We start from the raw sequence: 26263 nt of genomic DNA, 5'->3' as shown, positions 1-26263 counted from the left end.
GATCACCCTTTCATCTCAGATAATTCGGCGGCTACATCCAGGATCCAGTCCTCCTGGCCCGCCACCGCTTTGCGGCGGCCCAGTTCCATCAAAATATTTCTGGGATCCACACCAAACTTCTCACCTGCGTTTTTCGCATGGATAAGAAACGTTGAATACACACCCATACATCCGATCGTCAGCGCATCCCGGTTGATAATCATCTGGTCATGCATGACCGGATTCACGATATATTCTGCAGCGTCCATAATCTTAAACAAATCGATTCCTGTTTCATAGCCCAGGCGGGATAATACACCTACAAGAACTTCCGTTTGAGTATTCCCCGAGCCCGCGCCCAAACCGCGTGTACTGGTATCTATGTTCAACGCGCCCGCTTTAATTGCTGCAATACTATTGCCGATGGCCAAACCCATATTGTTGTGACCGTGAAAGCCGATCGGAATTTGTAAAACTTTCCTTAATGCGTCTACTCTGTCCGAAACATCATCAGGCATCATGGTTCCTGCCGAGTCCACAATGTACACCGTATCGGCTCCATAAGACTCCATCAATCTAGCCTGTTCTGCCAATTCCTCAGGTGGAAGCATATGCGCCATCATGAGAAACCCTACGGTTTCAAGACCAAGTTCTTTGGCTAGTCCGAAATGCTGCTGTGACACATCAGCCTCAGAACATTGCGTTGCAATGCGCACCATTTCAATTCCGATATCTTTAGCCTGCATTAATTCTTTCTTGGTGCCGACACCGGGAAGGAGTAATGCGGCGATTTTCGCGCGCTTACTCGTTTTTACCGCTTCCTCAATCAACTCCATTTCATCAACGAGCGACACACCGTACTGTATCGTCGAACCGCCCAAACCATCACCATGTGTCACCTCGATGACGGGAACTCCCGCCTCATCCAATGCCTGGACAATCTGCCGCACATTTTCTTTCGTAAATTGATGCCGGACGGCATGGGAACCGTCCCTAAGCGTCGTATCCATAATTCTGATCTTTTGTTCTCCCATTCCTTACCCATCCTTTCGGTCACGAGAATCGAATCTGCATCCGGTTATTCCCGCGCTAACATGTGAATGATATTTTTCGCCAGCATGTCGCCCACCCGTTTCGCGGAGGCAGTCATAATGTCAAGATTGCCTGCAGACGGAGGGAGAAAGTCTCCGGCACCTTCTACTTCCAGCAGTAAAATAACAATATCCTTTTTCCCCTGAGGAGTATCCCGTTTGTCGAATATGGGTTTTCCTCTTAGTGCATAACCAGGTACATATTGCTGGACTTCACGGACGATTAGGTCGATCGAGTGCTGAATCTGATCGCTGTCTCCGTCTTTGTAAGCGAGATATAGCGTATTACGCATAATAATCGACGGTTTGGCAGGATTAAGAATAATAATGGCTTTACCTTTTTCCGCACCGCCGATGACTTCGATCCCCCGGGACGTCGTAAACGTAAACTCATCGATATTTTGCCTCGTTCCGGGTCCGGCTGAACTGCTGGACACTGTCGAAACCATCTCTGCATATTCGACCTTTGCCACTTTGCTCACCGCATAAACGAGCGGGATCGTGGCCTGACCGCCGCAAGTGATCATATTGACATTGTCTTTATCGATATGCTCCGTTAAGTTGACGGACGGAACCACATAGGGGCCAACCGCCGCTGGAGTCAAATCGACTGCGATCTTGCCAGATTCTCTCAACCGTTTGGCGTGGCTGCTGTGCGCTTTTGCGCTTGTCGCATCAAACACGATTTGAATATCCGGATCTTCCAATACGGCGTCAATTCCGTTCGCTGAAACCGGAACACCTTCCGCTTTCGCCCTGGCAAGTCCCTCGGATTGTAGATCAATGCCTGCCATCAGGCCTAATGTCATCTGCTCCGGCTTTTTGAGAATCTTATACATTAAATCAGTGCCGATGTTTCCGGAACCTAAAATAGCAACTTTAACTCGATTTTCCATTATTTCACATACACCTCCACAGAAGATAGTCCTTCGCCGAATGTCGCCTTATAATGACCAGGCAGAAGATCGAACGCTTTCGTGAAAGAACCGGAGAGGATGATCTGTCCCGCCTTCAAGCTTTCTCCCCACTCGGATAATTTGTTGGCTAACCAAGCGACCGAACGTGCAGGATGCCCTAGTACGGCGGCTCCGGCCGCCGTATCGATGACTTTACCATCCTTTTCAAGTACGAGTCCGATATTTCGCAAATCCATTCGATCCGGCCTCGCCATCGCGCTGCCGAGAACCATACCCCAGTGCGAACCATTGTCAGCAACCGTGTCCACGATTTTGATTTTCCAATCTTGAATGCGGCTGTCAATCAGTTCAAAGGAAGGTAATACCGCTTTCGTCGACGCCAGAACGTCACCGGACGTAATACACGGTCCCATTAAATCTTTATCAAGTACAAAGGCAATTTCGGCTTCGATGCGTGGAGCAATCATCTCGCTCGCAGCAATGATGGATCCGTTCTCAAAGGAAGATCCCGTAAAAATTACCCCGAAATCCGGTTCGTAAACGCCTAACTGTTGTTGGATGCCTTCGCTCGTCAGCCCGATTTTTTGTCCGATAATACGGCGGCCTCTAACCTGATGCAGATCGGCTAAATGTTTTTGGATCCGGTAAGCATCCTCGACGGTTAGGGAAGGAAATGTTTCCGATAAGGGCGGGATCGCTTGCTTATTCGCCAACGCGTTGAATAAACTTTCAGCGATCATTGGAAGAGAATAATCCCTCATAACGATCAAGATCCTTTTCCGAACGATTCGGTAGGGAATTGGCCCCATGCACTGTAGGCAAATGGGAAATTGTCCCATACCTTATGACTGATCTCATGATCCGCTCTTGGCATTTCTGCGGACAACTCGATCCGATTCCCACTTGGATCCAGGAAATACGTGAACAGGTTTCCCCCCACCCGGTGTCTGCCCGGACCAACCTCGATGGAGTATCCGGCCTGCGCCAGCAAATCGGCGGCCCGTTTCATATCTTCCATACCATTTACCTGAAACGCATAATGGTGCATCGTCGTATGATCCGGCGTCCCAATTACCGCCACATCATGGTGGTAATCGGATGCATGCGACCAGGCTGCAGCCCATACGCCCGGCGCCGGTTCAAACACGTCAGAGATGCTGAAATCGAGGCCGGCTTTCAGAAATTCCACAAAACCTTTTACGTCCTGGGTATTTACGGTGATGTGGTCGGCGTCCAGCAGACCCAGGCCTCTGCTTCCTAAATGATTGACAGTCGGATGAATGTACTTCGGCCTGTCTTCAACAATGACAAGCTCAATTTGATGATTCGAGGGGGACGCGAATCTCAGCGCCGCTTTTTTACCCGGTTCCGGATCCGAAACCCGTTCGCTGGAAACGCCGATTGCGGATAATTTCTTTTCAAAATAAGAGAAATCATCATCGCTTTTCACCTGCAAGGCAAAACGACTTAAACCTGTTCCTCCTTGCTGGATTGCGATATCGTATGTTTTGTCGGCGCCGCAGCCGAGATAAATCGTGTTATTGTCCGTGGCAATTTCGTGCAGACCAATGATGTCGCGATAAAATTCCAACGATTGCCCCAAATCATTGACTCGAATTGAAGCGTTTGCAAATTTAAAAATCCCCATGGTCAATTCCTCCAATTATTCATGCTCAGGTTTAAATTGTTCCGCAAAACTTACGAGCCCTAGACTTTCCCGGCGGTTGGCGTCTAGACTGTCCAACAGTCTGGAATTCTCGATCAGCAGCATCCTTACATCGGAATCGTTCGGATTGTAATGTCTATGCCAGATCAATGGAGGGGTATAGACAAAATCTCCCTTCGACCACTTCACAACCTGATTTCCAATTTCCGAATAACCTTCACCCTCGAGCACGTAATGGATCGATTCATGTACGTGACGCTGCAAATCTGAACTGCTGTTTGCCGGTATCCGCTGCAAATAGAATTCCATTGATTTGGCCGGAATGTCGACCAAAATTCCAATCTCGGTCGGATTGCCCGTTGCTTTACTGTCAAGCCAGATGGCATCTTCAGGATGAACGACCAAACCATCGGCTGAGATCTCTTGCTTATCACGCTGCTTCAATTTCTTCAAGTTAGCAAGAAATTCATTGAACTTTACTTCCTTGATTGAAAAGTTATCGTTTTTCATTAGATTCCCCCCTGCTTATAAGGACCCTGTCATTTTCCGACTCCTTCTTGGACCGGTTTTTCTAATTCATACGATGCAAGCAGCCTATCAACCAAGGCCAGTGATTCTGACTTGTCGTAAGCGGTATATTGCGTTTGAATCCGCAGGAACATCGGATCGCCTGAGTAGAACCGTTCGTACAATTCGTGACGGGAGCCGAAATCCGAAACAGCGATATCTGCCGCAATTTTGAACAACTTGATTTTCTCCTCGGCCGTAACGTCGGCACCTCGGTAGTACTTGCGGATATCGCCTGCGATCGGGCTATCAAACACACCGGCATCCGCAGGTTGGTACATCAAGCCGCCGGCAATGGCAAACTGTATAATTTCCCTAACTCTCGGATACCAGCGATTTCCGGAATTACGGATCGCGTACAAAGGTGTAACATTCGGCATATAAATCCCGGCCGAGTTCGGTTGAGCGGTAACTTCGGAAGCTATTACGGCAGCCCGTATCAATTCGATATAAGTCGTTATCTCTCCCATCATGTCTTGCACATGGGGAAACTGATTGGTATTGACCATTTCTGTCGATTTCATCACAAGCCCTGCGAGAAACTGCAGCTTGGCTTGCAATCTAATTGCTGTTTGGTGCCCTGTCATCGCATTGGAGTTTAATTTCCAGATCGTGTTAACCCGTTCAACATCTTGATAGATAAACACCCTCTCCCAGGGGACGAGCACATCGTCGAAGATGACGACGCCGTCCAGCTCGTCAAATTGTGAAGAGAGCGGATGGTCATAGACGGATTTACGTGTAAAAGGCTCGCGAGAAATTAATCGGACGCCCGGCGTATTTAATGGCAAAGCAAACGAAATGGCATATTTGTAATCCTTCTCCGTCGGTTTGCGCAAGTGAAACGGCCATACAAGCATCTCGTCCGCATACGGACCGGCTGTCGCAAGCATTTTTGCCCCGCGGACAATGATTCCCTCATCCGTTTCCTTGACCACACCCAGATACGTAAATTCGTCCGGCTGCTCGGAGGGCGGTTTGGAGCGATCAACCTGCGGATCGATCAGCACGTGTGTCAGATACAGATCATTTTCGCGCACATGTTCAAAATAATTCCGCACGTTTTCCTCATATGGCCCGAAAAAATCCGAATTCACATACCAGGCTGTTAACATCGCGCTCATAAAATCTGTAGACCGCCCCATCATACCGTACGTTTCTTCCGCCCAATCGCGGTGCATGAGCCGGCGCAAAGCCAGATCTTCCTTTGATTTAGGAACCAGAAAGGAATTGCCGATCCATTCACCGGTATCGGGAGAATTCGATAACATATAGGGCTTCTTCTCAGGTTCCCACTGCGAATCATACAATCGTGCGATCGATTGCACCGCAGGAGCGATGAGAGGATGCGTTGTGGGATCCGTAACCTTTTCCTTGCCTATCCAGGTTTCAGGCGGGTTGTTTTTTAAACGCTCGATGTAATCTATTCCTCTTCTTGCCCCCATGATTAATAACTCCCTTCTCTGATAAATGTGCGATGAATATCGTTAAATTCCCCTGCCTTCTCCCATTGCGGCCAGTGCCCGGCATCTCCAATCACATAGAGCATACTGCCGGGAATCCATGATTTCAGGAGTTGCGCTTCTTCCAGCGTTCCCGTCGGATCGTTATCGGTCCACAGCAGCAATGTCGGAGATTTTATTTGTCCGCACCACTCTGGACCCCAAGCGAAATCTTTGCGGATATCCCAGTCCTGAAGGCACACGATATGATGTACGGCTTTCTTAAACTCTGGCTGGGTATAGATTTTGTAGCGGATGGCTATGAGTTCATCGGTCACGAAACCTTTATCGTGGAACAACCATTCCAGGCGGGTCCGGACATTCTCATACGTTGCTTCCATGACCGCTTTGACCGTTGAATCTTTGACTTGCTTCATGACCTCCAACTTGTTCGTAATATTACCCGGAGTATTCAAAATCAATTTATTAACGAATTCCGGATGATGAGCGGCAGTCCAGGCCGCGACCCAACCGCCTAGCGATTCGCCGGACAGGCTGAAGGTTTCAAGTCCCAGTCCCTTCGCGACGCTAATCAGATGATCGCTTAAATAATCGATCGTGTACGGTCTATCCGGTTTGTCGCTGAATCCGTGGCCAACCATATCATAGGCAATGACCCGGAAGTTCTCGGATAATCCGCTGATGTTTCTGGCGTAAGCTTCAAGGTGTCCACCCGTTCCATGAATGAAGATCAGCGGTTCCCCTTCCCCGGCTTCCAGAATGCGCGTCCGTATACCGTTTGCGTTGATATAGTATTGCCTCAGCGGAGTTCCCACCATCTGTGACCACATGCCAATTTTCTCTCCCATAGTTCACCTCATGAATGTTATACTAGTATCTTAGTTGATGGTAACATACATCCCTTGTAACTTCAATCACTTTTTTTGAGTATTCTTGGTTTTATAACCTTATTTGCCCATATAAATTTCCCGAACATGGTCCTGCTTTTTCAGTTCGGAGGATCGTCCTGAATCGACAACGCTACCGTTTTGAATCAAATAACCGTAATCGGCGATCTCTAGTGCCAACCACGCGTTCTGCTCCACAAGCAGGATAGACGTTCCCTGATTCGGGAGTTGCTTAAGCGCATCGAAGATCTGCTGAGTGACGATAGGAGCAAGCCCCCAGGAAGGTTCATCCAGTAACAGAATTTTCGGTTTGCTCATCAAACCTCTACCGATGGCAAGCATTTGCTGCTCTCCGCCGCTTAAGGTGCCGGCTAGCTGATCTTTGCGATCAGCTAGCTTGGGAAATATATGGTATACATACTCCATTCTCTCCCGAATTTCGGTGCGGCGTCCGGCGTACAGGTACGCTCCCAATTCCAAGTTTTCTTTGACTTTCATTTTACTGAAAAGCTGCCTTCCCTCCGGCACATGTACAATTCCCAATTTCACGGGCCAATCGCTCGGCGTGCCTATCAATTCCTCGCCATTAAAAGTAATGCTTCCTTTCACGGACGTGAGCAGTCTGGATATCGCTTTCAATGTCGTGCTTTTCCCTGCTCCGTTCGTGCCGATCAGCGTTACAACAGATTTATCCTTCACTTCGAGCGATATATTAAAGAGAACTTGAACTCTTCCATAGGAAGCAGACAAATCGTTGAGTTTAAGCACCTACGGATTCCCTCCCCAAATAAACTTCAATGACTTGAGGGTTTTGGCAAATTTCCCGGGCTATCCCTTCCGCTATCCTTTCCCCGTTATTCAAAACGATGATTTGATCGGAGACTTCCATCACAACGCCCATGTGGTGCTCCACGAGTATTGTCGTAATTCCGAGCTCCCGATTAATTGTCTTGATCGCTTCCCCGAGCCGCAAAGATTCCGCATCGTTCAATCCGGCGGCGGGTTCGTCGAGAAGCATGACTTTCGGTTCGGAGAGCAGCACGCGGGCTACTTCGATTAATCGTTGATAACCAAAGGGCAATGTGGATGCCGGCTGATTTGCAATTTGTTCCAAACCTACGATTTTCAATACTTCCTTCGCCTTTTCCCTAATCCATTTCTCTTCTTTTCTCGAGTTGGGAGTCGAAAATCCACCTGTCCAAAATCCGGATTTTGTGTAGCGATAAGCACCAATCATCACATTATCCAGTACGGTTGCGTCCTTCACGATCGATCCGTTCTGAAAGGTTCTGATGATTCCGAGATGTGCAATCTGAAAAGGGGCTTTACCCGATATTTCACGCCCTTCAAAACGAATCTTTCCGCCCGTCAACGGGAGAAAACCCGTAATCAGATTCAACAGAGTTGTCTTTCCAGAACCATTAGGGCCTATCATTGAAAATATGGTGCCTTTTTTTATGGAGAATGAAACGTTATTGACAGCTTGCAGTCCCCCAAAACGCTTCATAGCATCTTTCACCTCAAGATATGTCATTCGTTTCACCCCCTTGGACGATTCGCTTCTCCGGACTTTTCCCTGTTATCCCCGTTTTGATCCGGTTATAGACCTTAATAAATGCCTGTGATACGCCGTGTTCAACAAAGAGAATGAGAACAATCATGATCAGTCCAAGCATAAACATTCGAGGGATGGCCACGGAATGGGTGAAATCCGAGATGAAGAACCACAGAAGCGAGCCAACGAGCGATCCGATCAGAATCGCTTCGCCGCCCAACAGCATCGCGATTAGCAATTCGATCGAGATGATGACGTTAAACTGCGAAGGCACGATAATACCAAGATAATGACCCATCACCGCTCCTGAGAATGCCGCGAATACGGCGGAGAGCACGAAAAATTGAAGCTTCACTTTCGCCGTTCTTATCCCCATCGCTTCAGCCGTATTTTCACTGCTCTTCAACGTCAACAGTGCGCGCCCAACACGAGACTTCATCAGATTGCTGGAATACCAGAAAAAGATGGCGAACATGGCAACCGCGATATAGTAGTATGTCGCGCGATTCGTGATTTCAAAATCTCCCCAACCGATATCGGGAATGCCGATCAATCCTGCCGGCCCACCGGTCCAAGTGTACAGGGTGCTTATAAGCGAAGTAACTGACAATCCGAAAGCCAATGTGCCCAAGGCCAAGTAATACCCCTTCAATCTCAGCAACGGATAACCGACGATCAGTGCAATCAGTGCGGTAACGGCGACTGCAACAAATATGGTGAGAAGAGAAGGCAAACCGAATTTCACCGATAAAACACCGGATATATAGGCTCCAAGACCCATGAAGGCAGCGTTACCAAGCGATATTTGTCCTCCGTAGCTCATTAACAACTGCAATCCCAAGACAGCGCAAGCCATCAGTACAGCTCTTAGAACAAGGTCCAAATCATGATAGATGAAAGGGAGGATCACGGCGAGCAACAGGAGCAAAGTATAAAATATCGTTTTTTCGCGCATTATCTCCCCCCTAAAATGCCCTGAGGCCTAGCCACTAATATAATCAACAAAGCCAAGATACTAACTAACTCATAGAAAAGCGTCGAAATGAGACCTGCAGAGAACGCTTCCAAAAGTCCTAGAACCACACCGCCGACCAGCGCGCCATAGATGTGATTGATTCCACCGACAATCGCTGCGGTTAATCCTTTAATCGTTAAGCCCATACCTGCCGCATAAGTGACATAAGATAAAGGGCCGCCTACGATACCAGCCACTGCTCCGAACATAGCACATACAATAAACGCAAGGATCAGCATCTTTTCAACATGAATCCCTACTAATTTTGACCCCGTTTCGTTCTCAGAACAAGCCTCCATGGCCCTCCCGATCGTCGTTCGCGTTAAAAATACGTATAACAGGATGGAGCTTGCAATGGCGGCGCCCAACACCCAAATGCTCTGAAACGAGATCGCTGCGTCTTGGAAGTTCAAAACTTTAGGTCCTGGAAACGCCGATAGGGAACGTGGGGTAGGTCCGTAAATCCATTCCAAACTTCCCTCGATGATAAACACCCATCCCACAGTCATTAACAATTTGGATAACATGTCTTTATTCCGGATCGGATGCATCGTTAAACGATGTAAAATGACCATGATTGTACAAACGGCTGCTACGACAAGGGGAATGGAAAACCAACGTGAAACTTCCCAAGAATCGATCATGGTCATCGCTAAGAAAGCGCTTAATACATACAGGTGTCCCTGTGCAATGTTAAGTATTTTGGATATTCGATACACGATGACAAATCCGATACCGACCATAGCGTAAATACCACCCGAAGTCAACGCCGAAAACAGGTATTGGATAAAAAGAGACGAACTCACCGACTTTCACCTCAAATCTGAATATAAGGATTAAGGGAGCTTCCATTTGCCTTGTTTGTTCGTTATGGTCACGATCGTATCGTCTGAATACCCCCACCGGTCATCGGCCGTAAAATTATAAGTCGACTGTACAGCCTGAATATTTTGATTGCCCTGGGAAAGATATTTACGGATTTTCTCGCGATCCGCTCCCACCTGCTTCACTGCCGCAAGTCCGATCAGAATGCTGTCGGCTCCCGCAGAATGAGTCAAACTAGGTTCGTCATCCGGATAGAGCTTCTTAAATGTAAGATAATATTTCTCTAAAAACGTCTTATGAGGATCACTGTCAGGGAGGTCTTTCCATATCATGATTTTGTCACTATAAGTAAAGACTTGACCGTCCGGCACGTCCTTAATCAAATTGAGAAATGCCGGGAAAGCATTGGCTCCGGAAATGCCTATCGGAACTTTTAATCCAACTTGCTGTGATTGGCGAATGACGATTGCAGCTGTTTCTCCGATTCCGTAACTCATGATAAAGTCCGGTTTCTGCTCTTTGATTTTGGATAGCTGCGGAGTGACGTCCAGCGCTTTGGAATCATATCTTTCGCGCGCAACGATTTCAAGCCCTTGGTCTTTATACTGCTTTATCCATCCGTCCATAAAGCTTTCAATCAATTGTCCGGTAACATCGGTGGGGTTGAGCGTAGCCCCTCTCTTCCAACCCTGCTCCAGCGCGAACTTGATGAAAGACTCGCCGCCGGTTATGAAATTGATGGTGGAAGCGACCAGCAAATCTGAGTCTTTTCCCTTGGGTTCATACCCAGCTCCTGAGATGACCATGAACGGGATATTCATTTTCCGGGCGACCGGATCCGCAGCAGCCGCTATACTGGAGTTATTCCCGCCCGAAAGAAAAACAATTTCCTCATTGGAGGCTAGCTTTTCTACAATACGTGCAGCATTCTCAGGTCTGCCTGCGTCGTCTTCAACGACAAGTTCAACCGATCGGCCGTTCACGCCTCCTTCATCGTTGATCATCTGGACAGCAACTTTCGATCCCTTGAGCATCATGCTGGCAGGCAGGGCGCCTGGCCCGCTGATATCATGGAATACTCCGATTTTAATGGAACCTTGATCAGCTGCTTGTTCCGCTTCCTTTTTTTCTGTATTCGCAGGTGTATCATGGCCCGGATTGTTTCCACAAGCGGCAATTAGGGTCAACATCAAGATGCAAACACTTAACAAGATCGGCAATTTATTTTTGAACAAGCTCATTTTTATGACCCCCTATTGATTTTATATCAATGTCGAATGCTAGAATCTTAGAATTCCCGAAAAGTGAGCCCTGCAAGTATTTGATTTAGCCTCGCAGAGCCGGCATAATAACAATGCTGTTAACCTCATCATCTTTAATTTCTTTAGCCAATGTCGCCATCGCCAGGTGTGCTTCGTCCAACGGAAAAACTTTCGTCCGCAGCTTATCGAGCGGCAGGCTTCCTGCTTCGATCATGGAGATCGCACGCTTAAATGCCGTATAACTGACGCCATGTCCGCCGATTATGGTGCATGCTTTCATGATGAGCTTGTCACTGACGAAACCTTTGATCTCGGCGTTGTTTTTCAATCCAAGCAGCACGATTGTTCCGTTTTTCGCAATGACTTCAAGGGCTTGAATAACCGATTCAGTGGCATGAGGCGACAAATCGATGACGATATCTACCCCCTTACCGTCCGTAAGCTCCCTGATACGCTGAACCAAATCTTCCTTGTCAACGATAATCGAGTGATCGGCGCCAAGTTCCAGCCCTTTTCCGAGACGCTGTTCATCGAGCTGAATGCCCGCTAAGATCACTTGGGAAGCCCCCATGGCTTTGGCAACCATGCAGCACATCAACCCCCTTAAACCGGCAGCGATTACGAGCACGCGATCGCCATACTTCAGTTTAGGCAGCTCATAAGTCCAATGGATCGCTCCTCCAAGAGCGTTAAACAAAACCGCTTTTTCCGCTGCAACGGTTTTATCTATTTTACGGACCAGCGAATTGGGGTGCAAATACATGTGGGTTGCGTATCCGCCCCATAAATGAGGAGACACTTCGCAGCTTACATACGAATACCCCATCATCGTTTTGTTCCAACCGCTGCAAAGATTGAACTGGCCAACCGTACAATTATCGCAGTGGCGACAAGGAATTAGCGAGTCCACAACGACTCTGTCTCCGATCTTCACGCCCCATCTTTCCGCCGCATTTTTACCAATCTTTTCAATGATCCCGACAACCTCATGTCCGGGGATGATGGGATATTGAATATTCAATGACTTAATCGCGCCAATGTATTGCTCTGCATCCGTGCCGCATAACCCGCATGCCTCGACACGCACCAAAGCATTCTCAGGATTCACACGCGGTTTTTCGAACTGTTCAAGCTTGATCGTACGAGGTGCGGTGAGTACTGCAGCCGTTACCATCTGTTTCGCCATGTTTATTTCCTTTCCATAACAAATTTCCTTTCCATAACAAATATCTTTAAGAAGTCGTTATAACGATCGATCCTAGAGCGGCCGGACAAAATAGCTCGGCAAAGTAGATGTATCCAAAATGACCTCCCGTTTTTCGATTTTGGGAACATTATTCTCAATCACGATCAAATCGTTGTAACGTCCGACGGCAAACAGTTCCGACTTCCCCTCCCTGGACGTTTTATAGATGGAGAAGTTTGTATGACAGTGATATTTCTCTCCGTTTGATTTTTCAATCCTAATATTTGCGATCATATGCCTTTGATAGCTGATGTTATATGTCCATATTTGCTTTATGAGTGTCACACGGTCTATAATTTTTCCCTTATGGTTATCCATGATAATGGCTACCGGCAACCCTCTGTCATAGTTTTCCTTGGAATACACATAATAAGAACCGTTATCGGAAAAGAAATCCGGCCACTTGCTAAGTTCACCGTCATCGACTACATGGCAATATTGAAAAAGAAGCTGGTGTATCAATTCCCTTTTCGTTGCATCGATATCCTGAACGTGGATCATTTTCATCCTCCTTAGTAGTAGGGTTTGGATTGATCAGACTTTTATCATGTCACGCCACTTCTTCCAGAATCCTCGAACGGTAACTTCAGCGTGGATGGGGATTTCTTCGGTGCTTGGTTTCAGGATGACGCTTAATCCGTCATGTACGACCGACTTTTGAACGGATTCCAATGCCACGGCATCTTCTAAGGTGATAATGCCCTCGGGGCCGAAAACATTACTGGCCTGTTCGATTCGTAACTTTCTTTGTTCTTCTGAGTCCGATTCTCGAATGAAATAATTGAAATGAACTTCCGTTTTATCGATGCCCCGGGGAATCACATAACGGAAGGCTATCGTATCCAACTGCTGGGATATAACACCGGCCGGAAATATGTTGATGATGTAGCTTTTATCCGCATGCTTCTCAAAAACACTCATATCGTTCAGAACGGTTTTGTCCTGGATCGGAAGTGTTTTATAACTAAATTGACCGCTTCCGTGTTTGTTCGTCAAGCCGACTCCACCCGCCGCAAACATTCGCAGGATCCGGAATGCCGCATGCAGCATGCCCGTGTGATAACCGTCGTATATATTCTCGGAATAAATCTTCCAATTGCAGTTGAACATAACTTTATGACTTCCGATTGGAATAAGCTTGTCGTTACCGGTCGATGCATCCAAACCTTCTGTTATCAATTCCAAATATTCTTCCAGCGGAATCATATCGTCTTTGAATGAGGCGAAAATCAAGCCGCGATAAAGCTGAACATTTAATTTTTTGAGGCTAAGCTCTTCCTCGTTAATCCCTTGGGGAATATCTTCTTTATACGGTGCACCGATCATTTTACCGGTTAAATCATAAGTCCATTTATGATACAAGCATTGAAAGTGTTTAGCAGTACCACAATTTGTTCTTTCCACTTCGGCGGAACGATGCGCGCATGTATTGACAAGCACGTTAATCTCATCGTCTTTGTTGTTTCGCACTACGATGATCGGAATATTACCTACCATTGACGTTTTGTAATCGCCTGGATTCGGAATTTCCGACTCATGACCAACGAGATTCCAAACGTAGCCCTGAAATATTTCTTTCATCTCAATTTCGTAAAGTTCTTGGTCTGTGTATACGCTTCTGGGAACCCGGCTTATTTCTTCGTCCGGGAACAACAATTTTTGTTTTAACGCTTCACTTACCTTAACCATTCAATCACCCCATCATAAATAGATTCTAGAATCTTAGTATTGTGAAAAAATAAAATGTTTCTTTTGCCTACTCGATAATTAGACAATAAAACAAATAAATGGTTTTGTATGCGTTTACATTTGTCTTTAAGTTTATGGTAAAATAAATCCAATAAAAAGTCAAACTATTTTTAAGCGATTTGTCGTTGTACTGTCAACGCCACGGAACTTCCCTGCGGAAGATAAACCCGTTCCGCAGGCGTCAGCTCGCGCCTGCGAATTCACGTTGAAATGGTGCATGATGAACCGACACCGGGTCCTCCTGGTTAGAAACGACCGGAACGCAAGATAGCAAAGATCAACCACATAAACATAAACAGGGCGATCACAAAACCGATCTCGATGATCGGAATCCGCCAAAGCATGGTTTGCGAATGGCTCAGGGCAGCACCGATAATTAGACCGACCATCACAATACTGAGAGAGAGCAGCACAATGCTAAAAGACAACCGATTGCTGATCCGATCCATTTTTTTCATCAAAGCATCCACTTGGGGAGATGCCACCTCGATACGCAGCTTTCCTTGTCGCAGCACCATTGACAACTGTTTTAAGCTTAAAGGGACCTCACTTATCAAATCGAAATACTCAGGCACATCCTCGATCCAGTTCTTCAGCATTTGTCGGGGATCCAGCCGTTCCAAAAACAGCTTTTTCCCGAACGGCTCGGCTACGTCAAAGACGCTGAACGTCGGATCCAGTGCCGACACTACCCCCTCCATGGTCAGTAGTGATTTTCCAAGCAAGGTCAGCTCCGTTGGAATACGAATCTGATGGCGAAACGCTACGGAAAACAAATCATTGACGGCTACGCCCAGACTGATCTGGTTTAACGGCACTTGGTAGTATTTTTCCCGCATTTTGTCGACATCGGCATTCAAGGCGTCCCGATCTACATCGTCAGGAATCATGCCCATATTGGAAATGGCACGAATGACGCCCTTGGAGCTTTGATTCCGCAACGCGATGACAAACGATGCGAACTGCTTCTTCATGCCAGGAGACAACCGTCCCACCATGCCGAAGTCAAGCAAGGCGAGGCTGCCGTCCGGGAGCGCCAGCACATTGCCGGGATGGGGATCGCCATGGAAAAAACCTTCAACCAGTACTTGATGAAAAATGGTTGATGCAAAACGTTCCGCAAGCAATCTTCGATCCAAACCCACCCGATCAAGCTGTTCCCGGTCGGACAGCTTGATTCCCTCTATGTAGGCCATGGTTAATACACGCTTCGTGCTGTAATCCCAGTACACAGCCGGCACATGGACATGCTCCAGGGGTTTGCTCTGGGCCGCGAACTTTTCGGCATTCCGCGCCTCTGCTGTGTAATCGATCTCAGCACGCAGCGCCTTGCCGAGCTCGTCGACGATCTCGCGCAAGCGGTAGTTTCGCGCCCACTCCAGACGGCCTTCAGCCAATCTTGCCCAGTCCGCCAGAATGTCCAGATCGGTTTCAATCAGGGACTGAATGTCCGGCCGCTGTACTTTGACCACAACTGCTGTTCCATCTTGTAAGCAGGCTCGATAAACCTGTCCGATCGAGGCTGCGGCCAGAGGTTTATCGGAGAATTGCAGAAACAGGCTTTCGATAGGCGCCCCGAGTTCCTCTTCAAGAATTCTGGAGACTTCCGCGTAGGGAAACGGAGGCACCTTATCCTGGAGACGCTCCAACTCCGCCAGGATATCGGCCGGAACCAAATCGGGACGCGTACTTGCGATTTGGCCCAGCTTCACAAAGGTCGGACCCAATTCCTCCAGCAGCAGACGAATACGCTCCCCGACGCTTTTGGCCTGCAGTTCCTTCCGTTCCTCGCTCCGAAAGAACAGGATCTTCTCGGTAAGTCCCATTTCATGAGACACATACCCAAGACCGTTACGCGCAAAGGCCGTGGCGATCGTCCGATATCGCTGCAATTGTCGAATCCGTTTTCCTGCGCTCATTGGCGACCTCCTGTCAGTTCCCGGTATGGTTCTTCCGTTCCAAGGCTTCCAGACGCTGTTCGATCCGTGCGATGTCCTCCCGGGTAGCCAGTCTGTTTTCACCGAGAATGGCATGGACGCGTTCCCGCGCCATCGCTTCCACATGCTGGCGCAGCTCTTCTCCCTTCAGAACGAGCTCATCCACTAAAGCTCTGGATTCCGCCTTGCTCACCTCGCCCTTTTTCACCAGCTCTTCAATCGTCTTCTCTACTTGCTCCTTGCCTGCAACCGCCAATCCCAGGCCCAACGAGATCGCTTTTCCGATCGTTTCTTTCATTTTAATCACAACTCCTTTTATTTTGTTTTGTTCCTGCTCATTGTGCATGATGTGCGATTTGCCGCTTCAACTCATCCATGATGCGTTCGGTTGCTTTCTCACCTGCTTCAATACATTCCTGCCATCTCGTAAAATCAAAGGCCGCAATATGTCCGACTTCCGGCCGAATGACCATATCGGCAAGCCGAAGACTGCTGTGCTTTCTTTCGGCGGTCATTAAGCTGTAAGAGCGGTACACAACTTCGACCATATTGCGCGGCGGATTTTTCTCGTGTTCCCGCGTAACATCGACGGCAATGACCAATTGACCCTTTTCCTGGCCCAGCTCTTCCACCGGCAAATTGTTCAACACACCTCCATCAACCAGCATCATTCCATCATGCATAAGAGGAGAAAAGATTCCCGGAAAGGCTGTTGTGGCCCGAAGAGCTGTCAGCAGATCGCCTTGATCGAACACCACTTGCCTGCCTTGCATCAAATCGACGGAGACGGTTTTAAAGCGAATGGGCAAATGCTCAATTAGCAGCGTATTTTTCCCATGCTGTTTCAGCCATTCATTTACCGCCTTAAGCAAACCGTTTCCAGAAATCAATCCCCGCTGGCGAATGCCGACGTCGATCAAGCGGTATTTGGGCGTCGTCTGTATAAAATGCTCCAGCGCATCAGCCGGGATGCCCGCCGCAAATAACCCTCCGACCGCGCCGCCCATACTCGTGCCCGCGATGCAATCTACAGCAATCCCGTGTTTCTCAAACGCCTTCAGCACACCTAGATGAGCGAGCCCTCTGACCGCACCGCCGCCTAAAACCAACCCTACTTTTGCCATGTTGAAACTCCTTTGTATCTGGTTCACACCGCGCTATCCAGCGATGATGATCCTCCCTTGTCGCTTCCCGCATTCCTTGTCGTCTGATCTTTGTCCTTATTGGTTCCTAGAGCGTAGTCAAGGACTGGGTGCGATACACCGTACCAGGCATGCTCATCTTTATAATGATGCAGCAAATGTTTCTTTTTCATCCATCTCCCCCAAGCCGTCCGGGGAGCAATTGGACGATGCGCCGCGTAGTGCATCCATTGATAATAAAGTTGAAAAAGCAATGAACCGGTAACCACGGCCACGACAACTGAAAACTGACGAAACACTAACCATACCATAGGAATGTAGGCGCTATAGATCAATACGTCATAGTAGACCGGACTGAATAAGTATTTCAGTTCTTGCGGGTGCTTATGATGCTCGACATGCCCCCGGTATAGCGCAGGTACGAGTTTGGGAAACTCATGCAACAAATATCGGTGCACGACGTACTCGGCAAAGGCATAGACCAGTGCACCCAAGACGAGCGCGAGGATTGTCACATAACCATCGAATTGAAGGCAAGTTAATAAGATGCCAAGCAGACTCATAACGGCAATTAGTCGTATAACAGGACTGGTGAAAAACTCACGGTAATGGAGCATAATGCGATTCCTCCTTTTGTCATGATCCACGATAATTACCCAAAAGACCAAAAAACTAAGTGAAGAAGTGCGGCCTCTAAGTAAAAGCCTCACTCAGAAAAACAGACAGCATTTCTTTTTCCTCTCCGGAAAGTTCCTCAATCGATTTAAGAAACTGCGAAACAAGCTCCGTAATCTCTAAGCCAAGTTCATCATTCATCGTTTGAATAGCCGTACCCAGAACGGTACCGACAAACATGGTCATCCCCGTTTCTTTACTTGGCGCTTTATGAACAATATGATGAATCAAGGACTCGGTTTTGCCGCCAAGCTTCTTCAGATACATCAGCAGCAAGCCGATGATATACGCACAGAAGTTAATTCTGGTACTTACTTTCGGAATTTCATCCAGCATCTTCCTGATAGACTCGTTGAGACTTCTATTCTTCAAATCCCTTAGTAAGGTTGCAATATGATCAACTGTTTTTTTCCAATCCGCGACATTAAACGTTTCATTCCGGGCTTGCTTGAACAAATCCGAAGCTTTGGTCGTTGGGACAAACACAACCTGGGAGCGTCCGGTTTCTTTCGTATTGACCTCGTAGCTGCGAGAAATAAAACCCAGCTTTTCAATTTCCTTTAGCATATCATAGGCCGTCCATTTGCTGACCCCCAGCGATGTGGCTAACGCCTCATAATGAATGGGCAAATTTGTTTTCTGATACAAATCCATTAATTTATGCAAAAATTGAAGGCGACGTTTCGTAAGCGATACTATAACTCCTGCACCTCCCCAATCCCCATAGAGCTAATGATCTTGTTTTTGGGTTTTTTGTGATTAGATCGTAGCATCGAATTCGTGTATAGTCAAGAACAATTGAAAATAAAAAGTGGATTGGAATGACCGGAACACCGCCGTTCTATTTGGGGATGGGGCAGGCGCCGTCGTACTGCAATCCCGGCCCAACACTTTTCCGTGCTATTCTTTATTGGGTCCGGAATATACTGGTGTGGAACTGCTTCAATCACCTGTTGAAGGACCGATTACGATGCACGGACGGGAAGTTTTCAAGTTTGGGGTTCGAATCATCGAGAATGCCGGCTTCGCGACACCAACATTAGCGTATTAAATATGCCGGCCACCGAGATGTCAGCGGCCGGCATTTATTGTGTGATCGTTTCCCGGTAGTTCGAACAAGAGATTGGTTTGTAAATTGTTTTTTTCACGCTACTCATTTTCTAAAATACTCATTTCCCATAAACTCCAATATTCGTTACCCGTCTTTCTTGCGTCTCGAAGCAACCCTTCTTTTATAAAACCTGCTTTTTCATAACAAGCAATAGCGGAGTAATTGAAATCAAATACCCCCAGACTAACTCTGTGTAAATTTAGTTCTTTAAATGCAATTTTCAATATTTCTTCAATCATCAAGGTTCCTATTCCCTGACTTCTGCTTCCTCATCATTCGCAGATTCTATGTTGATTCCTCCTCTGCATTTTCTGTAATTGATTAATGCAGACTGTTATTTTGGGAAGCGTAGAAAGAGCAGAGTTGCGTTCCATGCATAATTTTAATAACGAGCAGGTAGCCTCGCTGTTCTCTTGAATTATAAACTGATCAAATTCATGATGATATGCGCGATCTCCGCGCGTGTCGCATATGCTTTGGGCGCAAACATAGTCGGCATTCTTCCGTTTAACAACCCACGCGCGGTTAAACCCGACACCGCAGCTCTCGCCTCGTCTGCGATCAGGTTGTCATCTTCAAAGGGCATAGAGGCTACCGCTTCCAGTTGTTTTCCGGTTTTCGTTTCGTAGATATATTTCATAACGACGGCCATCTCTTCACGGGTCAGCGCATCCTTCGGTTCCATGCCGGTTAACCCGCTTTCATCAGTAATGGTTTGTTGTTCAAGTCCGAGCCCCTTTGCCAAATAACCGGTAAACTCGCTGCGAGTGATGCTTTGATTAGGGGCAAAACGGGCATCGTCGATCCCATTCATTATGCCCTTACTGCTTAAGCTGTAAACATCTTTTTGGGCCCAGTGGTCGGATGTAACATCCGCAAATCCGTTCACTTGGATACGGCCTTCTACCTTAGAGCTTATCGTTTCCAGTTTTTTAGCATACGCGATTAGCAATTCAAAATCGGTTAACGCCTCGCTCGCGCCGACGACCGTTTTCGCGTTGCCGAACATGGTGTATTTGTCTCCGCCCGTATACATGTAGTTGGACAAGGCCGCCCTGTACTTCTGCCCTTTGTTAATAGGCTTGCCATTGACCGTTGCCTGCTCGATTCTTTGGCCTACCGTTTTCCCCGGATTGTACGTGTACGACATGCCCGATACCTGTAGAAAACCGCCAGCCAGCTTATCCACTGCGGCGACGCTGTTTTCAAGAGCGGAAAGCAGCATATCCCCGGTCACTTCCGCCACCACGATTTTGTTGTTGAACGGAAGAATCGATTTGGCATCCTTTAATGTGAAATTACCTTGGCCCGCGCTGGCACGAATGCCGCCGCCGTTTGCAAACGCGACATCGGTCTGATAATAATCCCGATAAGCGTCGGAGATGAAGTTGCCGATCGCGGTTTCCTTGAATCTGGACTCGTGGTTGTCCCCATATGGCAGATCGCTGTCCGAATGCGCAATCGTTTTGCCCAGTTCGTCGTCAAGCTTGGTCTGGTATTCCTTCGCGAGGCCAGCAAGCGCTTCGTCTTCCTTAACGGTTTCGTCCACCTTCATGATCTCGTGCGCAAGTGTCAGCTGTCCGTCTGTGCCTTTTCCGATATTTAGTCGGATGATGGATCCCATGTTGCCCTGCGGGGAGAAAATATACCGCTTTGCCGCACCATCGACGTCATAAACGAACGATTTTTCTTCGGCTTCCTCCTCTGTGAACACGACCCGAATATCAGGGATTGCCTGCATCAGCAGCTTATCGTCCTGAACGGGCTCCTGCGTCAGCGCCACAATGAGATCAGGATGCTGTTCCCGTTTCAATTGATCAACCACTGTTTTGGCTGACTCGATAACATCCGACTGCTTCACATCTTCGTCCTGCGTTGTCGTTTGCATCGCACTTGTCAGACCGATGACACCAATACGTATCCCTTGCTTCTCGTAAACTTGATAAGAGGGGACGTGACCGAACGACTTGCCGTCTTTGCCGATCAGGTTGGACGAAATCCATGTAAAATTCGACGCTTTGATCAATTCGAGCGTATTCGCCGAACCCGCATCGAAGTCATGCTGGCCGAAGTTAGCCACATCGATCGGGAAGCGGTTGAACGCCTCCACCATTGGAAACCCTTTGAATATCCCTCCAAACAAGGTGCCGCCGCCGAGATCTCCTCCGAACGCGACGATTTTATCGCCCTTCACACTTTCGATCAACGTTTTGAGACGGGCCACGCCGCCCCGGGTACCGAGCTTGTCCACCACGGGATTGATTTCATGTCCGTCGTTAAAATATAAAAACGACACGGTACTTGCAGCCGGCGTTTCCGCACGGACGATTTTGCCGCTCCCGAACGGCAGGGAAACCACGATGACGGAGAGAAGGATTCCAACGCTAAGCTTTTTTTTCATGTGTACCTTCCTTTTCCCAACTCAAATTTCTGATTTGTTTGATTTAGTTGAATGATTTTATCATTGGTAGTCTACTGTATAACTGTTAACGGAGTGTTTAACCCATATAAAGAACTAGTAAACAAGGCGTTGCTAATTGATAACCCATAAATTAAAAAGTGGCCGCCCAGAACACGAAAATAAGTTCTGGACGGCCACCCCTGTTTTCTAACTTACTTGGTATTCAACTGAATCGGATAATCTTTATTGACAACGATGCGATCGTTAGCGCGGGACATCGTAATCGTATACTTCTCCAGCTTGGGCGCGAGAATGTAGGCGCTGAGATACGGCATATTCCTGTAGTCTTCTGCGCTTCCAAATCCGCTGGCATTTAGCGATTCCATGAGCTCGTTCAGCTTACTCGTGAACGCTTCGTATGCTGCCAAATCCTCCTTATCAAACTTGGCCGTCATATCTTCTTTTTCAGCAATGTCGAACCAGACGCCATCCAAAAATCGTTGATCGGGTGCCTCTTTTCTTATTTTCAAATGCATATATCCTTCCGGATGATACTCGGCGCCTTCAATGACGATATCCCGGTTTTTAAAACGAACCGTTTTGGGGAACGTGTCATCCATCGACAATTCGAAACTGGCGCTTGGTTCGCGTTCAGTAACACGAAGCTCCCCAATGTGCAGATACAACTTACGGACACTCGGATCAAAGAAGACCGATGATGAGAAAGGCAGCTGCTGCTTGCCTTCTTCCAGAATGATACCCGTACCTGACGGGTCGTAACGATACACATTCCCTTTATCGTCCTTTAAGTACGGAGCTGCGTCATCTTCCCTAGGGAAATATAAATCCCATCCCATTTGACCTTTCATAATGACGTTCATCGTCGTCGGCTGGATCGTCAGCTTCTCCAGCGTTAGTTCCTTCCAATCCAAATCGCTGAAGGATAGCGTTTGTTTCGGTTCATAAACTTTATTGTGCAGTAGCTTGCTTGGATCAATAGGAACCGTAATCGTGCCCAGTTCCTTCATTTCCGATCGCTTCAACACGCGGTCGAGCGTACTTTTATTAACTTTTAATGTAAGCGGGTCGCCCTTTGCCAGAAACTGTTCAGCGGCTCCATTCTCCAGTTGATATTTATAAGTGTCTTGCCGGATCGGCGTATTGCTGCCATCCGTCGTTCTTGCGATAGAAGAAGCCGTGGTCGAACCGCCTCCGCGCAAATTCCCGGGACTTATGAAGAGATGAACCGGGGTATGATTATCCGACACATCAAATTCATCGGTGCGAATGAACGCTTTAAATAACAGCTCCTCGTCCGTCAAATACATATCACTGATTGTGATCGTTGTTCCGCCTAACTGGGCAGTCACCGGCTCGATCGGAATATACCCATGATTGACGGCCGTTTGAACGCCGTCACGCTCCCTGATTTGCGTCAACCAATCAACGGCGACTTCGAAACCCGGCACCTTTTTTACGAATGAAGCAAACGCTGGTGACAGGGTCACGCCTGCTGAAAAAATAAGGACTAGAATTACAGCAGCCGCAGCGCTTTTGGACATAAAAGGCATCCATCGCGGAAAACGGCGTTTAGTTGCGGCGAGGTCTATTGTATGCTCAAACTCGCCTTTCTCAAAGCGATCCGGCAATTCGTCGACAAATTGATACAGCGAATCCGGAACTCGATCGAAGGCTTGTTCTAAGCTCCGTTTCAGATCATGGTCGCTTTTCATATCTGGACCTCCTTTTCTTGCGGATGGGATACATGAAGCATTTGGCTCAGCTTCAATCTGGCATGATAAAGTCTTGATTTGACCGTTCCTTCTTTAATCTGCAGCAAGGCAGCGATCTCCTCAATTTTGAACTCCTGAAAATAATAGAGCCCTACCACAACCCGGTGCTGCAGATCCAATGACATAACGGACTTAACAAGCCGTTGGGACTGCTCTTTCTTCACAATATCCTCCAATGGTGATACCGACATGTCTTGAATATCCAGCTCGGCGATGTCCTGATTGTTCTTGTGGTTGTGTTCTTTCCTTGCGATGTCTATAGACCGGTTTACAATGACGCGGCTGAACCAGCGCCCTACATGCTGAATGTCTTTCCCCTGCATGATTGAAGAATACATGTCGACCAGCGAATTTTGCACCGCTTCCTCCGCCAAATGCCTTGATTTTAGAATAGCTAAAGCGGACCGGAAGGACCCGGGAATCAACGGATTCACCAAAGTACGGAACGCTTCTTTATTTCCTTGTCGTATTTCATCCAATAACTTTCGCTCGGATTCCAAATCCATACTGTCACTCCTTTCCCTATACTCATTGGCGTAACAAATGGACATTCGGTTCAAAAATTCAACTCATTTCTAGAAAAATTTTTTCATCTGATTCCAAAGATGGTCGGCGGAGACATACGGCTCTCCGGCATTGATCCTTTTGACGATCCGACTTCCGGGCTCATTGATACCTTCCTCCACCGTAAAAAACAGTTCCATCCCCGCCTTGGCACCTTCCTCCAAGACGACATCATTGTAGGCGCCATAAGGAAAAGCCAACAATTTATGCTGTTTGCCGATTTCCTGTTCAAATCTTTTTTCGAGGAATGACAAATCGCTGAATATCCTTTTCCGATGCTCCTCTTCGGTTTCGGGTCTTTGTCTCTGTTCCAAATACATGCTTGTTGTCAGTGCAGGCTTCTGGGTGCCTGTTCTATCCGCGGAAACGGTCCGGTGTAAATTGTAAGTATGATTGTAGAACCCCATGCCGTAAGCTTTCATTTCACGCATTTGTTCCCAATTCAGATGCATCTCCGCATCGGGGTTAAACAAATCCGATGTCATGCCCACGATAAAATTGAACGCAGGCGCTCCGAATCGTCTCAATATGGGGAATGCCTCGGTATAAAAAGATGTATAGCCGTCATCGAACGTAAGGACTACGGAATTCGGCGGGATGCTTTTCCCATGAAGCATAAATGTAATAAAGTCGTCCATGGAAATGATATGAAATCCGCGATTGTTCAGCATCTGCAAGTGATCCTGGAACTGAGCGGAAGTCACAGTGGACGAGTTGGACTCCCCAGATTTCAAATTTTTGCAAACGTCATGGTACACCAATACGATCGCCTTATCTTCGTAATATATCGCTTTTGCCGAACTCTTCTCCATATCCAAACCCATGGTAGCAGCCATCATTCCAATCAGAACCATACCAAAAATAACATAATTAATCGTTTTCATCACCAAAAACCCTTCATTCTTGGATACGCGCGTTCAATTAATAGGCGTATGAAAAGTCAGAAAGGTTCAAATTGGCGCTGAAAACAAATCCTTTCAGAACAACTAAAGGCTCACCGTATTATACTAAAGGCTACCGATCTCGATTTAAGTCGGTAGCCTTCTCAAAGCCTTATTTTTTAGCATGAATTTCTTCCTTGATTTGTCCAATAATTTGCGGGATACTTTTTGATCCCTGGTCTCCTTCCCCTCGCTTTCTCACAGACACACTATCGGATGAATTTCTCTTAGCGAAGAGGGCAGCCTTACGGCCGCCCCCTTGGAATTAAAGGTATTTCTTTTGTCATTTCCCGATCAGCAGCGATAATATTCCGGCAGCGATCAACGGCCCAACAGGTACGCCTTTTAGAAAGGCCACGCCTATTATCGTCCCAATGACGAGACTTGTCACGATCGTAGGGTTGCCGGACATCAAATGAGCGCCGCGTCCGCCTAAATACGCTACCAACACGCCAACAGCGATGGCGGCGATCGATTTCCAATGCAGGAAGGACTGGTAGAGCTCCTTGAAGCTAATCGAGCCGCTGGCCAGAGGCGATAGAATGCCAATCGTCAGGATTATGATGCCAAGCGAAAGTCCATTCTTCTCAATCCACGGAAAGGCTTGGTGCAAATTGACGACACGAATAAGCAAAAGCACAACGGCAGCAATCGTAATGGAACTGTTGCGGCTGATGACACCAAGCAAAGCCAGCAGAATCAGCATGAACGCTGGCATATCTAGTTGAGGCAACCCGGCCGACCTCCTTCTCGCATTGTTTAGGCTAATAGTTGAATTATAAAGCTTATCGTTTCACGATATCAATAGCCTCCCCTTCCAGAAGTCAAATGATGATAGAAATTCGCCATGAAAAATTGCACCCCTTAGCATGCATCGGATTCACCAAGAGGTTGTCCAATGATTATTCTAAGGGGTGCACTTTAATCTGCCTGCTATTTTTCTCTGCAACCATTGACCTTACTTGCCGGATAGACCGAACAATTTTCCAGCATTTCTGTAGCATATTTTCTCCCGGTCCTCCATGGAGAGATCTATTGAGTTTAGAACCGAGATCGTATCCCGAATATAACCGACCCCTTTTTCGGGATCGAACGGCGAATCCGAGGCAAACAAAACTTTATCGGCGCCATAGAATTCGAGACCGCATAGGGTTGCCGCCCGCGAACCGAAGACGGCGGTGTCCGCATAAAAATCTTTAAAGTAATCAAAAGGACGCCGCTTCAAACCCTTGAGAACGAGCGTTAAATCCTCATCGGAAGTCCGTTTGCCAAGCTGGTCCCACCCGGGTCCTACGCGCCCCTCGAAATAGGGAACCATTGCCCCCATATGATGGGCCAGCAGCTTGAGCTGCGGCAGCCGATCCATGATGCCGGAGAAGACTAGCCGGGCCATGGCCGCACTCGTTTCATAGGGCCACCCGAAAGTCCACCAAATCTCGTATTTCGATTTATCCTCCGTCAGATAGTTTGTTCAGAG

General features: G+C 47.5%; 27 protein-coding genes and 1 pseudogene. 1 reads left to right on the top strand and 27 read right to left on the bottom strand.

Features of this window, described 5'->3' with window-relative positions:
* Window positions 1-2: 2 nt before the first annotated feature.
* The 20 genes from dmpG to ACZ439_RS25805 form a co-directional block, all read right to left on the bottom strand.
* The gene (gene dmpG, locus ACZ439_RS25900; RefSeq protein ID WP_054796241.1) at window positions 3-1013 is read right to left on the bottom strand and encodes a 4-hydroxy-2-oxovalerate aldolase; all 1011 of its coding nucleotides are present in this window, start codon (window positions 1011-1013) and stop codon (window positions 3-5) included.
* 44 nt (window positions 1014-1057) lie between these two features.
* On the bottom strand, window positions 1058-1966 hold the full coding sequence (locus tag ACZ439_RS25895) for an acetaldehyde dehydrogenase (acetylating) (protein ID WP_054799293.1): 909 nt from the start codon (window positions 1964-1966) through the stop codon (window positions 1058-1060).
* Window positions 1966-2727: a 2-keto-4-pentenoate hydratase gene (locus ACZ439_RS25890; RefSeq protein ID WP_201318564.1), complete on the bottom strand. Its 762-nt coding sequence runs from the start codon at window positions 2725-2727 to the stop codon at window positions 1966-1968. Before ACZ439_RS25890 ends, ACZ439_RS25895 begins: the two co-directional genes overlap by 1 nt.
* 26 nt (window positions 2728-2753) lie before the next feature.
* On the bottom strand, window positions 2754-3635 hold the full coding sequence (locus ACZ439_RS25885; protein WP_464620375.1) for a VOC family protein: 882 nt from the start codon (window positions 3633-3635) through the stop codon (window positions 2754-2756).
* A gap of 15 nt (window positions 3636-3650) precedes the next feature.
* Window positions 3651-4163, bottom strand: a complete 513-nt coding sequence (locus ACZ439_RS25880; protein WP_054799290.1) for a cupin domain-containing protein — start codon at window positions 4161-4163, stop codon at window positions 3651-3653.
* Between the two features lie 29 nt (window positions 4164-4192).
* Entirely contained in the window at window positions 4193-5665 is a 1473-nt protein-coding gene (locus ACZ439_RS25875) for a 4-hydroxyphenylacetate 3-hydroxylase family protein (RefSeq protein WP_155614093.1), read from the bottom strand.
* A 2-nt stretch (window positions 5666-5667) separates the two neighbouring features.
* A complete protein-coding gene (locus ACZ439_RS25870; protein ID WP_054796247.1) occupies window positions 5668-6531 on the bottom strand; it encodes an alpha/beta fold hydrolase in 864 nt (287 codons plus the stop codon).
* A 99-nt stretch (window positions 6532-6630) separates the two neighbouring features.
* On the bottom strand, window positions 6631-7338 hold the full coding sequence (locus ACZ439_RS25865) for an ABC transporter ATP-binding protein (RefSeq protein ID WP_054796248.1): 708 nt from the start codon (window positions 7336-7338) through the stop codon (window positions 6631-6633).
* The gene (locus tag ACZ439_RS25860) at window positions 7331-8089 is read right to left on the bottom strand and encodes an ABC transporter ATP-binding protein (RefSeq protein WP_464620374.1); all 759 of its coding nucleotides are present in this window, start codon (window positions 8087-8089) and stop codon (window positions 7331-7333) included. Before ACZ439_RS25860 ends, ACZ439_RS25865 begins: the two co-directional genes overlap by 8 nt.
* Before the next feature lies 1 nt (window position 8090).
* On the bottom strand, window positions 8091-9080 hold the full coding sequence (locus ACZ439_RS25855; protein ID WP_127609773.1) for a branched-chain amino acid ABC transporter permease: 990 nt from the start codon (window positions 9078-9080) through the stop codon (window positions 8091-8093).
* The gene (locus ACZ439_RS25850; protein ID WP_464620373.1) at window positions 9080-9883 is read right to left on the bottom strand and encodes a branched-chain amino acid ABC transporter permease; all 804 of its coding nucleotides are present in this window, start codon (window positions 9881-9883) and stop codon (window positions 9080-9082) included. The genes ACZ439_RS25855 and ACZ439_RS25850 overlap by 1 nt, the downstream gene beginning before the upstream one ends.
* Before the next feature lie 93 nt (window positions 9884-9976).
* Window positions 9977-11206 (bottom strand): ABC transporter substrate-binding protein, encoded by a 1230-nt coding sequence (locus ACZ439_RS25845; protein ID WP_464620372.1) that lies wholly within the window; start codon window positions 11204-11206, stop codon window positions 9977-9979.
* A gap of 85 nt (window positions 11207-11291) precedes the next feature.
* Window positions 11292-12413, bottom strand: a complete 1122-nt coding sequence (locus ACZ439_RS25840; protein ID WP_054796254.1) for a zinc-dependent alcohol dehydrogenase — start codon at window positions 12411-12413, stop codon at window positions 11292-11294.
* A gap of 72 nt (window positions 12414-12485) precedes the next feature.
* Window positions 12486-12974: an aromatic-ring-hydroxylating dioxygenase subunit beta gene (locus tag ACZ439_RS25835; RefSeq protein ID WP_054799285.1), complete on the bottom strand. Its 489-nt coding sequence runs from the start codon at window positions 12972-12974 to the stop codon at window positions 12486-12488.
* Window positions 12975-13007: 33 nt separating this feature from the next.
* Complete coding sequence (locus tag ACZ439_RS25830) at window positions 13008-14054, bottom strand: aromatic ring-hydroxylating oxygenase subunit alpha (RefSeq protein ID WP_164751939.1); 1047 nt, start codon at window positions 14052-14054, stop codon at window positions 13008-13010.
* A gap of 413 nt (window positions 14055-14467) precedes the next feature.
* The gene (locus ACZ439_RS25825; RefSeq protein WP_464620371.1) at window positions 14468-16141 is read right to left on the bottom strand and encodes an ABC1 kinase family protein; all 1674 of its coding nucleotides are present in this window, start codon (window positions 16139-16141) and stop codon (window positions 14468-14470) included.
* A gap of 13 nt (window positions 16142-16154) precedes the next feature.
* Window positions 16155-16457, bottom strand: a complete 303-nt coding sequence (locus ACZ439_RS25820) for a phasin family protein (protein ID WP_054796258.1) — start codon at window positions 16455-16457, stop codon at window positions 16155-16157.
* A 37-nt stretch (window positions 16458-16494) separates the two neighbouring features.
* The gene (locus ACZ439_RS25815; protein ID WP_464620370.1) at window positions 16495-17283 is read right to left on the bottom strand and encodes a patatin-like phospholipase family protein; all 789 of its coding nucleotides are present in this window, start codon (window positions 17281-17283) and stop codon (window positions 16495-16497) included.
* 23 nt (window positions 17284-17306) lie between these two features.
* Window positions 17307-17918 carry a sterol desaturase family protein gene (locus ACZ439_RS25810; RefSeq protein ID WP_054799282.1) on the bottom strand — a complete coding sequence of 204 codons (612 nt, stop codon included), beginning with the start codon at window positions 17916-17918 and terminating at the stop codon, window positions 17307-17309.
* Window positions 17919-17994: 76 nt separating this feature from the next.
* Window positions 17995-18630 (bottom strand): Lrp/AsnC family transcriptional regulator, encoded by a 636-nt coding sequence (locus ACZ439_RS25805; protein ID WP_127609789.1) that lies wholly within the window; start codon window positions 18628-18630, stop codon window positions 17995-17997.
* 157 nt (window positions 18631-18787) lie between these two features.
* On the opposite strand from ACZ439_RS25805, the gene ACZ439_RS25800 reads away from it, so the two are divergent.
* Window positions 18788-19027: a ketoacyl-ACP synthase III gene (locus ACZ439_RS25800; RefSeq protein WP_141335877.1), complete on the top strand. Its 240-nt coding sequence runs from the start codon at window positions 18788-18790 to the stop codon at window positions 19025-19027.
* A gap of 98 nt (window positions 19028-19125) precedes the next feature.
* Here ACZ439_RS25800 and ACZ439_RS25795 read toward each other — a convergent pair.
* The 7 genes and pseudogenes from ACZ439_RS25795 to ACZ439_RS25765 form a co-directional block, all read right to left on the bottom strand.
* Window positions 19126-19311 (bottom strand): annotated as a pseudogene (locus ACZ439_RS25795) (GNAT family N-acetyltransferase); the annotation flags it as partial.
* A 194-nt stretch (window positions 19312-19505) separates the two neighbouring features.
* Complete coding sequence (locus ACZ439_RS25790) at window positions 19506-21488, bottom strand: 5'-nucleotidase C-terminal domain-containing protein (RefSeq protein ID WP_464620369.1); 1983 nt, start codon at window positions 21486-21488, stop codon at window positions 19506-19508.
* A 212-nt stretch (window positions 21489-21700) separates the two neighbouring features.
* Window positions 21701-23221: a DUF4179 domain-containing protein gene (locus ACZ439_RS25785; protein ID WP_464620368.1), complete on the bottom strand. Its 1521-nt coding sequence runs from the start codon at window positions 23219-23221 to the stop codon at window positions 21701-21703.
* Entirely contained in the window at window positions 23218-23787 is a 570-nt protein-coding gene (locus ACZ439_RS25780) for an RNA polymerase sigma factor (RefSeq protein ID WP_054796263.1), read from the bottom strand. The genes ACZ439_RS25785 and ACZ439_RS25780 overlap by 4 nt, the downstream gene beginning before the upstream one ends.
* Before the next feature lie 69 nt (window positions 23788-23856).
* Window positions 23857-24729 (bottom strand): polysaccharide deacetylase family protein, encoded by an 873-nt coding sequence (locus ACZ439_RS25775; RefSeq protein ID WP_201318566.1) that lies wholly within the window; start codon window positions 24727-24729, stop codon window positions 23857-23859.
* Window positions 24730-25069: 340 nt separating this feature from the next.
* On the bottom strand, window positions 25070-25504 hold the full coding sequence (locus tag ACZ439_RS25770) for a DUF441 domain-containing protein (protein ID WP_174817608.1): 435 nt from the start codon (window positions 25502-25504) through the stop codon (window positions 25070-25072).
* Between the two features lie 240 nt (window positions 25505-25744).
* A complete protein-coding gene (locus ACZ439_RS25765; protein WP_464620367.1) occupies window positions 25745-26179 on the bottom strand; it encodes an amidohydrolase family protein in 435 nt (144 codons plus the stop codon).
* Window positions 26180-26263: the final 84 nt, after the last annotated feature.

It is taken from the genome of Paenibacillus sp. JCM 9796, assembly GCF_055379675.1.
The sequence above is the reverse complement of the archived record's forward strand: the minus strand, read 5'-3'. Positions and strand labels throughout refer to the sequence as shown.

Bases quoted from the DNA above. Each gene is read 5' to 3' on its own strand.
- ACZ439_RS25765 (WP_464620367.1), bottom strand. From the start codon at position 26,179: ATGGCCCGGCTAGTCTTCTCCGGCATCATGGATCGGCTGCCGCAGCTC.
- ACZ439_RS25805 (WP_127609789.1), bottom strand. From the start codon at position 18,630: ATGGATTTGTATCAGAAAACAAATTTGCCCATTCATTATGAGGCGTTA.
- ACZ439_RS25815 (WP_464620370.1), bottom strand. From the start codon at position 17,283: ATGGCAAAAGTAGGGTTGGTTTTAGGCGGCGGTGCGGTCAGAGGGCTC.
- ACZ439_RS25835 (WP_054799285.1), bottom strand. From the start codon at position 12,974: ATGATCCACGTTCAGGATATCGATGCAACGAAAAGGGAATTGATACAC.
- ACZ439_RS25780 (WP_054796263.1), bottom strand. From the start codon at position 23,787: ATGGATTTGGAATCCGAGCGAAAGTTATTGGATGAAATACGACAAGGA.
- ACZ439_RS25870 (WP_054796247.1), bottom strand. From the start codon at position 6,531: ATGGGAGAGAAAATTGGCATGTGGTCACAGATGGTGGGAACTCCGCTG.
- ACZ439_RS25830 (WP_164751939.1), bottom strand. From the start codon at position 14,054: ATGAAAGAAATATTTCAGGGCTACGTTTGGAATCTCGTTGGTCATGAG.
- ACZ439_RS25895 (WP_054799293.1), bottom strand. From the start codon at position 1,966: ATGGAAAATCGAGTTAAAGTTGCTATTTTAGGTTCCGGAAACATCGGC.
- ACZ439_RS25885 (WP_464620375.1), bottom strand. From the start codon at position 3,635: ATGGGGATTTTTAAATTTGCAAACGCTTCAATTCGAGTCAATGATTTG.
- ACZ439_RS25825 (WP_464620371.1), bottom strand. From the start codon at position 16,141: ATGAGCGCAGGAAAACGGATTCGACAATTGCAGCGATATCGGACGATC.
- ACZ439_RS25820 (WP_054796258.1), bottom strand. From the start codon at position 16,457: ATGAAAGAAACGATCGGAAAAGCGATCTCGTTGGGCCTGGGATTGGCG.
- ACZ439_RS25875 (WP_155614093.1), bottom strand. From the start codon at position 5,665: ATGGGGGCAAGAAGAGGAATAGATTACATCGAGCGTTTAAAAAACAAC.
- dmpG (WP_054796241.1), bottom strand. From the start codon at position 1,013: ATGGGAGAACAAAAGATCAGAATTATGGATACGACGCTTAGGGACGGT.
- ACZ439_RS25770 (WP_174817608.1), bottom strand. From the start codon at position 25,504: ATGCCAGCGTTCATGCTGATTCTGCTGGCTTTGCTTGGTGTCATCAGC.
- ACZ439_RS25890 (WP_201318564.1), bottom strand. From the start codon at position 2,727: ATGATCGCTGAAAGTTTATTCAACGCGTTGGCGAATAAGCAAGCGATC.
- ACZ439_RS25810 (WP_054799282.1), bottom strand. From the start codon at position 17,918: ATGCTCCATTACCGTGAGTTTTTCACCAGTCCTGTTATACGACTAATT.
- ACZ439_RS25775 (WP_201318566.1), bottom strand. From the start codon at position 24,729: ATGAAAACGATTAATTATGTTATTTTTGGTATGGTTCTGATTGGAATG.
- ACZ439_RS25880 (WP_054799290.1), bottom strand. From the start codon at position 4,163: ATGAAAAACGATAACTTTTCAATCAAGGAAGTAAAGTTCAATGAATTT.
- ACZ439_RS25855 (WP_127609773.1), bottom strand. From the start codon at position 9,080: ATGCGCGAAAAAACGATATTTTATACTTTGCTCCTGTTGCTCGCCGTG.
- ACZ439_RS25785 (WP_464620368.1), bottom strand. From the start codon at position 23,221: ATGAAAAGCGACCATGATCTGAAACGGAGCTTAGAACAAGCCTTCGAT.
- ACZ439_RS25845 (WP_464620372.1), bottom strand. From the start codon at position 11,206: ATGAGCTTGTTCAAAAATAAATTGCCGATCTTGTTAAGTGTTTGCATC.
- ACZ439_RS25790 (WP_464620369.1), bottom strand. From the start codon at position 21,488: ATGAAAAAAAAGCTTAGCGTTGGAATCCTTCTCTCCGTCATCGTGGTT.
- ACZ439_RS25840 (WP_054796254.1), bottom strand. From the start codon at position 12,413: ATGGCGAAACAGATGGTAACGGCTGCAGTACTCACCGCACCTCGTACG.
- ACZ439_RS25850 (WP_464620373.1), bottom strand. From the start codon at position 9,883: ATGGTCGGTATCGGATTTGTCATCGTGTATCGAATATCCAAAATACTT.